This is a genomic window from Pseudomonas sp. KT_2_4, from assembly GCF_041410225.1.
Taxonomy (GTDB): domain Bacteria; phylum Pseudomonadota; class Gammaproteobacteria; order Pseudomonadales; family Pseudomonadaceae; genus Aquipseudomonas; species Aquipseudomonas paracarnis.
This window is the reverse complement of the sequence record NZ_CP166962.1, coordinates 3,759,639-3,772,700: the sequence shown is the minus strand read 5'-3', so window position 1 is coordinate 3,772,700 and position 13,062 is coordinate 3,759,639. Positions and strand designations below refer to the sequence as shown.

The 13,062-nt window shown below is 60.5% G+C and carries 15 protein-coding genes; 7 read left to right on the top strand and 8 right to left on the bottom strand.

Annotation, left to right across the window (positions count from 1 at the left end):
- The 5 genes from AB9N64_RS17485 to folE2 are packed head-to-tail and all read right to left on the bottom strand — an operon-like array spanning position 1 to position 3,868.
- A complete protein-coding gene (locus AB9N64_RS17485; protein ID WP_005792581.1) occupies positions 1 to 561 on the bottom strand; it encodes a DapH/DapD/GlmU-related protein in 561 nt (186 codons plus the stop codon).
- Positions 558 to 1,436 carry a metal ABC transporter substrate-binding protein gene (locus AB9N64_RS17480; protein WP_038452035.1) on the bottom strand — a complete coding sequence of 293 codons (879 nt, stop codon included), beginning with the start codon at positions 1,434 to 1,436 and terminating at the stop codon, positions 558 to 560. The genes AB9N64_RS17485 and AB9N64_RS17480 overlap by 4 nt, the downstream gene beginning before the upstream one ends.
- A 9-nt stretch (positions 1,437 to 1,445) precedes the next feature.
- Positions 1,446 to 2,312, bottom strand: a complete 867-nt coding sequence (locus tag AB9N64_RS17475; RefSeq protein WP_073452701.1) for a metal ABC transporter permease — start codon at positions 2,310 to 2,312, stop codon at positions 1,446 to 1,448.
- Entirely contained in the window at positions 2,313 to 2,981 is a 669-nt protein-coding gene (locus AB9N64_RS17470; protein WP_014720564.1) for a metal ABC transporter ATP-binding protein, read from the bottom strand.
- On the bottom strand, positions 2,978 to 3,868 hold the full coding sequence (gene folE2, locus AB9N64_RS17465) for a GTP cyclohydrolase FolE2 (RefSeq protein ID WP_014720563.1): 891 nt from the start codon (positions 3,866 to 3,868) through the stop codon (positions 2,978 to 2,980). The genes AB9N64_RS17470 and folE2 overlap by 4 nt, the downstream gene beginning before the upstream one ends.
- Positions 3,869 to 3,996: 128 nt before the next feature.
- Here folE2 and AB9N64_RS17460 point away from each other — a divergent pair, with 128 nt between their 5' ends.
- Positions 3,997 to 5,208: an N-acetylmuramoyl-L-alanine amidase gene (locus tag AB9N64_RS17460; RefSeq protein ID WP_275968238.1), complete on the top strand. Its 1,212-nt coding sequence runs from the start codon at positions 3,997 to 3,999 to the stop codon at positions 5,206 to 5,208.
- Here the strand turns inward: AB9N64_RS17460 and AB9N64_RS17455 are convergent.
- Positions 5,205 to 5,573 carry a hypothetical protein gene (locus AB9N64_RS17455; RefSeq protein ID WP_019818159.1) on the bottom strand — a complete coding sequence of 123 codons (369 nt, stop codon included), beginning with the start codon at positions 5,571 to 5,573 and terminating at the stop codon, positions 5,205 to 5,207. The two genes, AB9N64_RS17460 and AB9N64_RS17455, sit on opposite strands and share 4 nt — an antisense overlap.
- Before the next feature lie 126 nt (positions 5,574 to 5,699).
- On the opposite strand from AB9N64_RS17455, the gene dksA reads away from it, so the two are divergent.
- From dksA to AB9N64_RS17435, 4 genes are read left to right on the top strand one after another with little or no spacing between them, the layout of a single operon-like run.
- A complete protein-coding gene (dksA, locus tag AB9N64_RS17450; RefSeq protein WP_003195761.1) occupies positions 5,700 to 6,104 on the top strand; it encodes an RNA polymerase-binding protein DksA in 405 nt (134 codons plus the stop codon).
- Positions 6,105 to 6,131: 27 nt separating this feature from the next.
- Entirely contained in the window at positions 6,132 to 7,337 is a 1,206-nt protein-coding gene (gene zigA / locus AB9N64_RS17445) for a zinc metallochaperone GTPase ZigA (protein ID WP_019818158.1), read from the top strand.
- Positions 7,337 to 7,981: a DUF1826 domain-containing protein gene (locus AB9N64_RS17440; protein WP_371359561.1), complete on the top strand. Its 645-nt coding sequence runs from the start codon at positions 7,337 to 7,339 to the stop codon at positions 7,979 to 7,981. Before zigA ends, AB9N64_RS17440 begins: the two co-directional genes overlap by 1 nt.
- A 44-nt stretch (positions 7,982 to 8,025) precedes the next feature.
- Positions 8,026 to 8,988, top strand: a complete 963-nt coding sequence (locus AB9N64_RS17435; RefSeq protein ID WP_014720558.1) for a GTP-binding protein — start codon at positions 8,026 to 8,028, stop codon at positions 8,986 to 8,988.
- Here the strand turns inward: AB9N64_RS17435 and AB9N64_RS17430 are convergent.
- Positions 8,982 to 9,377 (bottom strand): DUF3301 domain-containing protein, encoded by a 396-nt coding sequence (locus tag AB9N64_RS17430; protein WP_003195752.1) that lies wholly within the window; start codon positions 9,375 to 9,377, stop codon positions 8,982 to 8,984. The genes AB9N64_RS17435 and AB9N64_RS17430 overlap by 7 nt on opposite strands.
- 117 nt (positions 9,378 to 9,494) lie before the next feature.
- Between AB9N64_RS17430 and pdxY the strand changes: the two genes are divergently transcribed.
- The gene (gene pdxY, locus AB9N64_RS17425; RefSeq protein WP_371359560.1) at positions 9,495 to 10,367 is read left to right on the top strand and encodes a pyridoxal kinase PdxY; all 873 of its coding nucleotides are present in this window, start codon (positions 9,495 to 9,497) and stop codon (positions 10,365 to 10,367) included.
- A 133-nt stretch (positions 10,368 to 10,500) separates the two neighbouring features.
- Here pdxY and AB9N64_RS17420 read toward each other — a convergent pair whose 3' ends face one another.
- Positions 10,501 to 10,986, bottom strand: coding sequence for an acyl-CoA thioesterase (locus tag AB9N64_RS17420; RefSeq protein WP_003195747.1), 486 nt, complete (start codon positions 10,984 to 10,986; stop codon positions 10,501 to 10,503).
- Positions 10,987 to 11,268: 282 nt separating this feature from the next.
- Here AB9N64_RS17420 and AB9N64_RS17415 point away from each other — a divergent pair, with 282 nt between their 5' ends.
- Positions 11,269 to 13,029, top strand: coding sequence for a cation:proton antiporter (locus tag AB9N64_RS17415; RefSeq protein ID WP_072435278.1), 1,761 nt, complete (start codon positions 11,269 to 11,271; stop codon positions 13,027 to 13,029).
- Positions 13,030 to 13,062 lie beyond the last annotated feature (33 nt).

Here is a 13,062-nt window from a genome sequence, read left to right as displayed (position 1 = left end):
TCAGAACTCGTTTTGCAGGGCTTTGTAGCCGCGCACCAGGTCGACGTTGGTGCGTGCCACGTCTTCGGAAAACTCCGAAGCGCTGACACTCACCGGCGGGAATTGCGACAAGTCGGTGTTGGGGCCGATACGCGTGGTGGAGGGCACGTAGAAAGCGGCGGGCAGGTCGCGGCCGTCGACCACCGAGTTGTGGCGCACCACGCACCCATCGCCCACGGCGCAATTGAACAGCACACTGTTGAAGCCAATAAACACGCGGTCGCCCACCGTGCAGGGGCCGTGGACGATGGAACGGTGGGCGATGGAGGTGAATTCACCGATGGTCACCGCTGCGCCGGATTTGGAGTGGATGACCACGCCGTCCTGGATGTTGGAGTTGGCGCCGATGGTGATCGGGTCCATGGCGCCGCTGGCATCCACTTCGTCGGCGCGGATCACGGCGTAAGGGCCGACGAACACGTTCTCGCCGATGATGACTTTGCCGCAGATGATCGCGGTCTTGTCGACGTAGGCCGATTCGGCAATCACCGGCAGGTCGCCGGAAGGATTTTTGCGGATCATGGCTGGCTCAGTGCGGCGCACAGGGTGTTGAGGTTGTATTCGAACAGCCCGATAAAGGTGCTGGCCGGGCCTTCTGCGGCGAGGGCGTCGGAGTACAGCGTGCCGCCGATCTGTGCGCCGCTTTCGTCAGCGATCTGCTTGAGCAGGCGCGAGTCTTTGATGTTTTCCATGAACACGGCTTTGACCTTGTCCTTGCGAATCTGGGTGATCAGTGCGGCAACTTCAGCGGCCGAAGGGTCACGTTCAGTGGACAAGCCCTGGGGCGCGAGGAACTGGATGCCATAGGCCTGGCCCAGGTAGCCGAAGGCGTCATGGGAAGTGACGATGCGGCGGTTACCCGGTGGCAGGGCGCCGAACTTGGCCTTGGCCTCTTCCAGCAGGCTATGGATTTGTTTGAGGTAGGCCTGGCTGTTGCGCAGGTAGGCGGTCTTGTTGGCGGGGTCGGCGGCCACCAGGGCCTTGGTGATGTTGCTCACATAGATCTCGGCGTTGGCCAGGTTGTGCCAGGCGTGCGGGTCGGGAATGGTTTCGCCATCCTCGTCCATGGTGTGGGAAATCACGCCTTTGCTGGCGGTGACCACCGTTGCCTTGGTTTCGGTGCTGGTAACCAGGCGGTCCAGCCACGGCTCGAAACCCAGGCCGTTCTTGATGATGACCTTGGCCTTGAGCAATGCCTTGGCGTCATCCGGCGTGGGTTCATAGGTATGGGCGTCGGCGTCCGGGCCGACCATGTTGCTGATCTGGATATGCTCGCCACCGATCTGGTGGGTGATGTCATTGAGAATACTGAAGCTGGTGACTACTTGGAGTTTGTCGGCGGCGTGGGCCATCGAAAGCGGCAGCAGCAGACTGAACAGCACGAGTAGAGCGCGCATCGGAACACCTCATTGGGATGTGAGCAAAGGCGGGCGGCGCAACAAACCGTGCACCGGACCGAACACCACGGACAACAAATACCCAGCGCCCGCCACCAGCACGATGGCCGGGCCGCTGGGCAGTGAGTAGTAGAACGACAGCAGCAGACCCAACCACACCGACAGGCAGCCCAGCAGCGCCGATACCGCAATCAGCACCGGCAGGCGTCGGCTCCAGAAGCGTGAGGCGATGGCCGGCAACATCATCAAGCCGACCACCATCAGCGCACCGATGGCCTGGAAACCAATCACCAGGTTCAGCACCACCAGGGTCAGGAACACGCCATGGGCGAGGGGGCCGAGGCGGCTGACGGTTTGCAGGAACAGCGGGTCGAGGGTGTCCAGCAGCAGCGGTTTGTAGATCAGCGCCATGGCGATCAGGCTGAAACCCGAGACCCAGAGCATGCCGGTCAGGGTGGTTTGATCCACGGCCAGGGCGGAGCCGAACAGCAGGTGCAGCAGGTCCAGACGCTTGCCGGCAAGGCCCAGGATCAGCACCCCCGCGGCCAAAGAGATGGGGTAGATGGCGGCGAGGCTGGCGTCTTCGCGCAGCCCGGTGCGGCGGGTGATCCACGCGGCCAGGCCGGCCATGCTCAGGCCTGCACCCAGGCCACCGAGGGTCAGCGCGGGCAGGCTCAGCCCGGCGAACCAGAAACCCAGGGCGGCGCCGGGCAGGATGCCGTGGGCCACCGCATCACCGATCAGGCTCATGCGCCGCAGGATCAGAAACACTCCTAGCGGCGCGGTGCTGCAAGCCAGTACCAAACCGCCGAGGAGTGCGCGGCGCATAAAGACGAACTCATGAAACGGCATCCATAAGTGGGCAGTGAAGTGCATTCAGGCCACCTGCATCTGCGGTTGCGGGCGGATCAGCTCTTTGCTGGGGCCGAATACGCAGCCGGTGTTTTTGATCTGCAGTACGTGCTGGGTGTGGTGACGCACGGAGGCCAGGTCATGGCAGACGATCACCAGGGTGCGGCCTTCGTTGTGCCAAGCGTGGATGTGTTTCCAGCACAGCGCCTGACCGTCCTCATCGAGGGCTGCGTGAGGTTCGTCGAGCAGCAGGACGGGTGCGTCGGCCAGGCTCATGCGTGCCAGCAGGGCGCGCTGCAATTCGCCTCCGGACAATGCCATCAACGGTCGGTGTTCCAAGCCAGTCAGGCACCAGTCTTCAAGTACCGCTTGCAGGCGTTGGCTGCGTTGTTGCGGGGTGTGTTGGATGCCCCAGAAACCGGCAGCGACCAGCTCTTGCAGGCTGATGGGGAACTGGCGGTCCAAGTGTTGCTGCTGGGGCAAGAAGGCCAGGCCGCCACGGCGTGGAACATCCACAATGACCTTTCCCGCCAGCGGTTTTTGCAGGCCGGCAATGACCTTGAGCAGGCTGCTTTTGCCTGTGCCATTGGCGCCGATGATGCCGGTGAGGCTGCCTTTTTCCAGGGTCAAATCCAGTGCCGGGGTGAGCGGTTGCCCGGGGGCACCCCAGCGCAAAGAGTTACAGGTGATCATGCAAAGTCTCTCGTCCAGCGGCTTTCAGCCACGGCATCGTGCGCGTGCAGGCTTTCGGCGTGGATCACTTGGAGGTGGAAGGCTTTGATGGCATCCGAGCGTTTCAAGGCGAGGTTCAGGCGGCGAGCGGCGTCTTCGCAGAACATCAGGTTCTGCCCGTTGGCCAGGGCGAAGGCTTGTTCGTCTGCGCGTTTCACCGCGGTTTGTACGGCGGTGCCGAGCGCGGCTTCGGCAGCGTTGATCAAGCCGACTATCGGCAGGTCAGTACCTTGCAACTGAACGTGCAACTGCGCGCTGCTGCGTTGGCTATGGGGTGTGGCGACGATGCCGTTGGCACTGCCGAGCCAGGCCAGCACCGCTTCATGCTGTAACGGCGTATTGGCGAAATCATCCACAAATTGCTGCTGAATCAGCTGCCTGGCGAGGGCGGCGGAGCAAGGGCAGGTTGACGAATAAGTAACGTCAATTTTTAGTTCCACGTGGAACATCTGGTTTTCCAGGCGCGCTTCGATGCTCACGGGGTAGGTTTTCCAGCCGGCTAATGGGCTGACCAGGGCAGGGCGTTTAAGCAGCAGCTGGGTGTGGATGCGTAGGTAAGCGTTCTTAGATAAACCTTCATGTGTGTCGAGAAAACGCTGCAGTACATTACGCAGCAGTGCAGATGTCAGCGGCTGTTGATCGAGCATTTCCAGAGCCAGGTACAGGCGTGACATATGAATGCCACGGGCCGTGCCGTCGTCCAGGCTTACGCCCGCATCAGCGGTGGCGGTCAGGTGTTGACCGTCAATCAGGATTGGCAAGGCGATGCCGCGCATCCCCACCCAGTCGAGTGGCAAGGCTTGGCGTGAAGCCTGCGCGGCGATATCCGGCAGAGTCAGCGCATTCATAAGCAAGTCCATCGTTGGAAATAATTCGACATGTTATAGTATAACAATACGAGTCACGATGAATTTTCTGCACCTGCCTTTGTTCAGTCACGTCGAGTAGGGATGCTCCTTTATCTGCGGTATATGCCATGCACCGACGTCAGCTCCTCAACCTGCTGCTGGTCAGCCCCTTGTTTGCCTTGCCTTTGGGGGCTCACGCCACGCAGATTCGCAATGCACGCCTGTGGCGCTCAGACGACAAGCTGCGCCTGGTGTTCGACCTCAGCGGCCCGGTGCAATACAAGACCTTTTCCCTAACCTCACCTGACCGATTGATCATCGACTTGAGTGGCGCCGGGCTCAGCGGCGACTTTTCCCAATTGGCGTTGAAGAACAGTGGGATTACCTCGATCCGTTCCGGGCATTTCGGCCAGAGCGACACGCGCATCGTGCTGGACCTGGTCGAGCCCATGCAGCTCAACAGTTTCGTGTTGCCGCCGCAGGAGGGACAAGGCCATCGCCTGGTGCTGGACTTGACCAACGCGACCCGTGCGCCCCGTCAACTCGCCGCTGAGCCAGCACCCTTGGTGGCGCCGGTAGACAAGGCGCATCCCAAGCGCGACATCATCGTGGTGGTCGACCCCGGCCATGGCGGCAAAGACCCCGGCGCCATCGGCTCCAAGGGCCAGCGCGAAAAAGATGTGGTGCTGTCCATCGCCCAGTTACTGGCTAAACGCTTGAAACGCGAAAAGGGTTTTGACGTGAAACTGGTGCGCAACGACGACTTCTTCGTGCCGCTGCGCAAGCGCGTGGACATTGCCCGTCAGCACAACGCCGATATGTTTATTTCGGTACATGCCGACGCCGCGCCACGGCTGACCGCGTCGGGCGCCTCGGTGTATGCGTTGTCTGAAGGCGGCGCCACCTCGGCCACAGCGCGTTTCATGGCCCAGCGCGAAAATGGCGCCGACTTGCTGGGCGCCACCACCTTGCTCAATCTGAAGGACAAGGACCCGATGCTGGCCGGAGTGATTCTCGACATGTCGATGAACGCGACCATCGCCTCCAGCCTGCAGTTGGGCAGCTCGGTATTGGGCAGCCTGCAAAACATCACCAGCCTGCATCAGAAACGGGTGGAGCAGGCTGGGTTCGCCGTGCTCAAGTCACCGGATGTCCCTTCGATTCTGGTGGAGACGGGATTCATTTCCAACCCTCGGGATGCCCAGCGGCTGGTGACGGCGCGCCATCAACAGGCGGTGGCGGATGGCCTTTTCGAAGGACTCAAGCGTTACTTCCAGAAGAACCCACCCATGAACAGCTACATGGCCTGGGTGCAGGCGCAGAAAAACAGCCAGGCCTAACAGCCGGTCATTCGGCTGCAGGTGAACTTGGCGCTGGCGCCCCCAGAGCTGGAAAACCGATTGATGGTAGTCCAGCCTACGCGCCGCGTGTAGCCGACCCACGCCTCGCCATCCGATGCCAACCCGGTAAAAAACGTCAGTTGCCCATAACGGCTGTTGGTCTGCGCCCAATAGCGTTTGCCGATCACTTCGAAACCGCGCAAGTAGGTGGTACTGCCGACGGTTGCCACGCTATAGGCATTGCCCAACGGGTCTACACACGCCAGCAGGTTTGCGCTGCGTGTGCACTTGGCCAACAGGCTGGGTGCCTGGGCGCAGGCAGGCCCGGCGGCTGCCAATAGCAGGGCGCACAGCAGGTATCTCATCGGGTTTCTCAGCGTAAGAAGGTGACCCAGCATTACGCCCTTCGTCGCGGCGAGCAAGAGGGATTGGCTTATTTGTATTGTTATACTATAACATAAAAGTACAGCCCGACCCGCGAACCCCTTCCCATGACCGAACACGATCTTTTGGCCCAACCAGCGGCCGACTACATGAATGAGGCCCAGCAGCGCTTCTTCCGCGAATTGTTGCTGGCTCAGCGTGATGACCTGCAAGCCCGTATCGATGCTGAGTTCCAGGCACTGCGCGAGCAGGAAACCAACAGCGACCTGGCGGATATCGGCAGTGCCGAAGAGCAACGCCAATGGCAATTGCGCCTGCTCGAGCGCGAAAAGAAGCTGTTGGACAAGATCGACGATGCCCTGGAATTGCTGGCCCGTGGCGAATACGGCTGGTGCCGTGAAACCGGCGAACCCATCGGCCTGCAACGCCTGCTGCTGCGCCCCACCGCCACCTTGTGTATCGAAGCCAAAGAACGTGAAGAGCTGCGCGAACGCCATAAACGGGCAGTTTGACCGGCCAACCTTGATGAGGAATACCTGATGCCCAATCGTCTCCCTGTGACCGTGTTGTCCGGCTTTCTCGGCGCCGGTAAAAGCACGTTGCTCAATTATGTCCTACGCAACCGCGACAACCTGCGGGTGGCGGTGATCGTCAACGACATGAGTGAGATCAACATCGACGGCAGCGAGGTACAGCGCGACGTCACGCTCAATCGTTCGGAAGAAAAACTGGTGGAGATGAGCAATGGCTGCATTTGCTGCACCTTGCGTGAAGACTTGCTTGAAGAGGTTGGAAAACTCGCCAAAGAAGGTCGTTTCGATTACCTGCTGATCGAATCCACCGGTATTTCCGAACCTTTGCCCGTGGCCGAAACCTTCACGTTTCGCGATGAAAACGAGCAAAGCCTGGCCGACATTGCACGCCTGGACACCATGGTCACGGTGGTCGACGGTATGAATTTCCTGCTCGACTACCAGGCTGCAGAAAGCCTGGCTTCACGGGGCGAAACCCTCGGTGAGGAGGATGAACGTTCCATCACCGACCTGTTGATCGAACAGATCGAATTCGCCGACGTCATCCTGATCAGCAAGATCGACCTGATCAGCAGCCGCGAGCGCGAAGAACTGATGGCCATCCTCGAGCGCCTCAACGCCCAGGCGGAAATCATCCCGATGGTCATGGGCGAAGTGCCGCTGAACAAGATCCTCAACACTGGCCGTTTCGACTTCGAACGCGCCGCCCAGGCCCCGGGCTGGTTGCAGGAATTGCGCGGTGAGCATGTGCCGGAAACCGAAGAATACGGCATAGCGTCCACGGCTTACCGTGCGCGCCGGCCTTTCCATCCACAGCGGTTTTTCGACTTTATCGACCGCCCCTGGGTCAACGGCAAGCTGTTGCGCTCCAAGGGTTTCTTCTGGTTGGCGAGCAAACATCAGGATGCGGGCAGTTGGTCCCAGGCGGGCGGGCTGATGCGTCATGGGTTTGCCGGGCGTTGGTGGCGGTTTGTGCCGAAAAGCCAGTGGCCTCAGGACGAAGAAAGCGTGGCGGCGATCATGACTAACTGGCAGTTGAGCACGGGTGACTGCCGTCAGGAACTGGTGTTTATCGGGCAAAACATCGATTTTGTCCAGATGCGTACCGAGTTGGACGCCTGCTTGCTCAACGATGAAGAAATGGCCCTGGGTGTCGAAGGTTGGCGCCAGCTACCCGACCCGTTTGGCCCTTGGTATGAGCAGGTCGCCTGATGCTGGCCCCGGTCATTCCCCTGCGCCCCGTCATCCGCCAGACACATGGGGAAACGCCGCTGGCGCTGTCCGATATCCTCAATGACGGCGTCAACCTGGCCATCTGGCAGCGCCAACTGCCCCTGCATATCGCTGAGTTTGGCGCTTTGCTGGTGGCGCTCAATGAACCATTGGCCGAGTCCTTGGTGGTCGAGTTGGTTAGCGAAGACTGCGTGCCGAACTTGCAAGGTTTGGCGTCCAGTTGTCGCGATCTTGAAGGCTACGATGGGTTTATCGCCGATGTGTCGTGGCTGGTCAGTGCATTCGCTTGCCTGCTGGGCGCCAAGCGCATCGGCGTGCGTTTACGGCTGTTGGACAAGGCCATGTGCCCGCGCTTTCACGTCGATCACGTGCCGGTTCGGCTGATCACCACCTACGCCGGTATCGGTAGCCAATGGTTGCGTGAAGGCGTCATGGACCGGCGCACATTGGGCCAGGCGGATGCCGAGCCCACTGAGCGCATCGAGCAGATCCACTGCGGTGAAGTGGCGCTGCTCAAAGGCACCAAATGGCACGGCAATGAAGGGCACGGCCTGATCCATCGTTCGCCGGCGCTCAAGGCCGATGAGCGACGGTTGATCCTGACGCTGGATTGGCTGGCATAACCGCGTAGGATCAAACGCTCTAAACGGCCTGAACCATGCCTCATATGCTGCAGAACATTCCTACCCATGTGATTGCCGGGCCCTTGGGCGCCGGCAAGACCAGCCTGATCAAGCACCTGCTTGCCCAGCGCCCGGCCAACGAGCGCTGGGCGGTGCTGATCAACGAGTTCGGTCAGATCGGCCTGGATGCAGCCTTACTCACCCAAGACGATGACGGTATCGCCCTGGGCGAGGTGGCAGGCGGCTGTTTGTGTTGTGTGAACGGCGCACCGTTCCAGGTAGGGCTGGGCCGCTTGTTGCGTAAGGCTAAGCCGGACCGGCTGTTTATTGAACCCTCAGGCCTGGGCCATCCGGCGCAATTGCTCAAGCAACTGCGGCAGGCGCCATGGCAAAACGTGCTGGCCGTGCAGCCTTGTGTGCTGGTACTCGATGCCCAGGCGTTGGCGGCGGGCAGGCCGTTGCCCCAGGCACAGCAGGAGGCGTTGACCAGTGCCGGCCTGCTGGTGCTGAACAAGGACGAGACGCTGACTGCCACGCAACGTCAGGCGATCGAAGCGCAATTACCCGATTGCCCGCGCCATTGGACACGCCAGGCGCAATTGCCACTCGACCGGTTGCCCGGTTTGAAAGCACAGGCCCAAAGCGCTGTGGATAACTTTGCGGTGCCTGAAGCAGTGGGGCAAATGCCGGCGATCTGGAGCGACCCTGGGCTGCCGATCTGTTTGAGCCAGAGCCAGGATGGCGGCTGGAGTATCGGCTGGCGCTGGCACCCAAGCCAGCGATTCGATGTTAGCCGTCTGCATCAGTGGCTATCGAGTTTGGGCTGGTGCCGGGCCAAATTGGTTATCCACAGCATTGACGGCTGGGTGTCCGCCAACGCTGTGGATAACAGCCCACTGCACTGGCAACCCAGCGCTTGGCGGCGCGATTCACGTGTTGAGTTGATCTTCAGCGCACCACAGGACGTGGCCGCATTGCAAAGCGCCCTGGCAGCCTGCCGTTACTGATGTTTCTTGCTGGCGTGGTCCTGGCGCCACTGGCTCAATTCGATGATCTCGGCGCTGGGCAGCGGCTCCTTGGTTTCGAACGGGTAGGGCGCCAGTTCGATCTGCGCGCTGTGGGCGCCGAATTGGGTGATGACCCCGGCGTGCCGGGTTTCGCCGGTCACCGTAAACTCGAAATTATAGATGCGCGCCAGGCGTCGGCGGCCATTGGCATCCTTGACGAAACCGATGCGTTTGAGCGCCACGGCACCGTCGAGCAGCTCGATATCGAGCTTGGCGCAATGCTGCTTGACCCGCGCCAACGCCCGTTCACGCAAGCCGTGGTTGTGCCAAACCCAGGCGGCGCCGGTGGCCAGCAGCATCAAGACGAAGATGTTTCCCAGGGTCAGCATTCCATGAACTCCAACAAAGTGAGCGCAGCTTAACTGTGTCGCCGGTCTGTCGTACAGGCTGCGTTTAGTCGCATACTGCTCGGCCAGAAATTCAACGGTTTTACGGAAATCTCCCGCATGAAACGTACACCTCACCTGCTTGCGATCCAGTCTCATGTGGTCTTCGGCCACGCCGGAAACAGCGCCGCCGTGTTCCCCATGCAGCGGGTCGGGGTGAATGTCTGGCCGCTCAACACGGTGCAGTTCTCCAACCACACACAGTATGGACAGTGGGCGGGCGAAGTGTTGGCGCCGCAGCAAATTCCTGCGCTGGTAGAGGGCATTGCCACGATTGGCGAGCTGGGCAACTGTGATGCGGTGCTGTCCGGATACCTGGGCAGTGCAGACCAGGGCCGTGCCATCCTCAGCGGTGTGGCGCGCATCAAGGCGATCAACCCCAAGGCGCTGTACCTGTGCGACCCGGTGATGGGCCACCCGGAAAAGGGTTGCATCGTGCCGCAGGAGGTCAGCGATTTCCTCTTGGATGAGGCTGCCGCCATGGCGGACTTCCTGTGCCCCAACCAACTGGAGCTGGACAGTTTTGCCGGGCGCAAGCCGCAATCGCTGTTCGATTGCCTGGCGATGGCCAAGGCCTTGCTGGCGCGCGGGCCCAAGGCTGTGTTGGTCAAGCACCTGGATTACCCAGGCAAACTGCCAGAAGGGTTTGAAATGCTGTTGGTGACGGCCGACGGCAGTTGGCACTTGCGTCGGCCCCTGCTGGCGTTTCCGCGTCAGCCAGTGGGCGTGGGCGACCTGACGTCCGGGCTGTTCCTGGCGCGGGTACTGTTGGGGGATAGCCTGGTGGCCGCTTTTGAGTTCACCGCTGCGGCCGTGCATGAAGTGCTGCTGGAAACCCAGGCCTGCGCCAGTTATGAACTGGAACTGGTGCGGGCCCAGGACCGTATTGCCCACCCTCGTGTGCGCTTCGAAGCCACACCGATCAGCCTGTAAGCACACAAAACCCAATGTGGGAGCGGGCTTGCCCGCGATGGCGGTATCTCAGTCAAAGCGATGTCGACTGAACCACTGCTATCGCGGGCAAGCCCGCTCCCACATTTTTTTGAGTTGATTCGCCGCTTGGAGTTTACGGCGCGTCGGCTTTGATTTCCCGGTAGCGCTTTTCCAGTTCCTGGCGAATCTGCCGACGTTGCTGAGCCTGCACAAAGCGGCGCTTGTCCTCGCTGTTCTGCGGCTGCAAGGGCGGTACGGCGGCAGGTTTGCGCTGGTCGTCCACGGCCACCATGGTGAAGAAGCAGCTGTTGGTATGGCGCACCGAGCGTTCGCGGATGTTCTCGGTCACCACCTTGATGCCCACTTCCATCGACGTATTGCCGGTGTAGTTGACTGACGCGAGGAAGGTCACCAGCTCACCGACATGAATCGGCTCGCGAAAAATCACCTGGTCCACCGACAGCGTGACCACATAACGACCGGCATAACGGCTGGCGCAGGCGTAGGCCACTTCGTCGAGGTACTTGAGCAGCGTGCCGCCGTGCACATTGCCAGAGAAGTTGGCCATGTCAGGGGTCATCAGTACCGTCATCGACAGCTGGGCGTTTCCGGGTTCCATAGCACACTCACGGGTTGTAGGCATTGGTTGGGGGGAGGCACCTCTGCGGGTACTCAAAATCTTTGCGGCGCCATCCCTAACGGGACGCCGTCAGGCGGCTTGCCGTCACGCGCGCAGCGATCTGTTTCCATATATTGCACCGGCTTTCCAGCAGAAGTCGCGGTGTTACCCTTCAAAAGCCCTTCTCAGGGCTTTTCTTACGATCAAGGCAGACTTTTCCGACCCTTCAAAGGCGCGGCCGGAAGTGGGAAAAGCGCCGGCACCCTCAAGGAGCCCCTCGTCATGCACGCCATCAGCTTTATCCAGGACTTGGCCGTGATCATGCTGGTGGCAGGGGTGGTCACTATCCTGTTTCACCGCTTCAAGCAGCCGGTGGTGCTGGGCTACATCGTTGCCGGCTTCATTATCGGCCCCCACACCCCGCCGTTTGGCCTGATCCACGATGAAGACACGATCAAGACCCTGGCGGAGCTGGGGGTCATCTTCCTGATGTTCTGCCTGGGCCTGGAATTCAGCCTGCGCAAGCTATTCAAGGTAGGAGCGACGGCGTTTATCGCGGCGTTCCTGGAAATCGTGTTGATGATCTGGATCGGCTACGAGATCGGCCGCTGGTTCGACTGGAGCACTATGGACTCGCTGTTCCTCGGCGCGATCCTGGCAATCTCCTCGACCACCATTATCGTCAAGGCCCTCAACGACCTGAAGATGAAAGACCAGCGGTTCGCCCAGCTGATTTTCGGTGTGCTGATTGTGGAGGACATCCTGGGTATCGGCATCATTGCGTTGCTGTCGAGCATTGCGGTGAGTGGCACGGTCAGCTCCGGCGAGGTGTTCTCCACGGTCGGCAAGCTCTCGCTGTTCATGGTTGTCGCCCTGGTGATTGGTATTTTGCTGGTGCCGCGCCTGCTGGCTTATGTGGCCAAGTTTGAAAGCAACGAGATGCTGCTGATCACTGTATTGGGGCTGTGCTTCGGTTTCTGCCTGTTGGTGGTGAAGTTGGAATACAGCATGGTGCTCGGAGCCTTTTTGATCGGCGCAATCATGGCTGAATCCCGCCAGTTGATTAAGATCGAGGGTCTGATCGAGCCCGTTCGCGACATGTTCAGCGCAATTTTCTTCGTGGCGATTGGCTTGATGATCGACCCGCAGATTCTGCTGCAATACGCCTGGCCCATTGCGGTGATCACCGTGGCCGTGGTGCTGGGCAAGATGCTGTCGTGCGGGCTGGGCGCGTTTATCGCCGGCAACGATGGTCGCACCTCGCTGCGGGTTGGTATGGGGCTGTCACAAATTGGCGAGTTTTCTTTCATCATCGCGGCGCTGGGGATGACCCTGCAGGTCACCAGCGACTTTCTGTATCCCGTGGCGGTGGCCGTTTCGGCGATCACCACACTGCTGACGCCCTACCTGATTCGCGGGGCCGACCCGCTATCATTGAAGATCGCCGCACTGATGCCCACGCGAATGAGCCGAGTGTTCGGCATGTATGGAGAATGGTTGCGCAGCATTCAGCCCCAGGGCGAGGGGGCGATGTTGGCCGCGATGATCCGCAAGATCATCCTGCAAGTCGGGGTAAACCTGGCATTGGTGATCGCAATCTTCTTTGCCGGCAGCTTTTTCGCAGGGCGCATCGGTGGGTATCTGGAAGGCTGGGTCAGCGATCAAAGCTGGCAGAAGGCGTTGATCTGGGGCGGGGCGCTGCTAGTGTCGTTGCCGTTTCTGATTGCGGCGTATCGCAAGCTCAAGGCGCTGTCGATGCTGCTGGCGGAGATGAGCGTGAAGCCAGAGATGGCCGGGCGTCATACCCAGCGTGTGCGAAGGGTGATTGCGGAGCTGATCCCCCTCTTGTCGCTGCTGGTGATCTTCCTGCTATTGGCAGCCTTGTCGGCCAGTATTCTGCCGACCAACAAGTTGCTGGTGTTGATTGCCGTGGTCACGGCGGCGGTGGCTGCAGTGCTCTGGCGCTGGTTTATCCGTGTGCATACGCGGATGCAGGTTGCGTTGCTGGAGACGCTGGACAACCACAAGGATACGGAACACTGACTGGCGTTGGCGGGGGCTGCTTTGCAGCCCAGC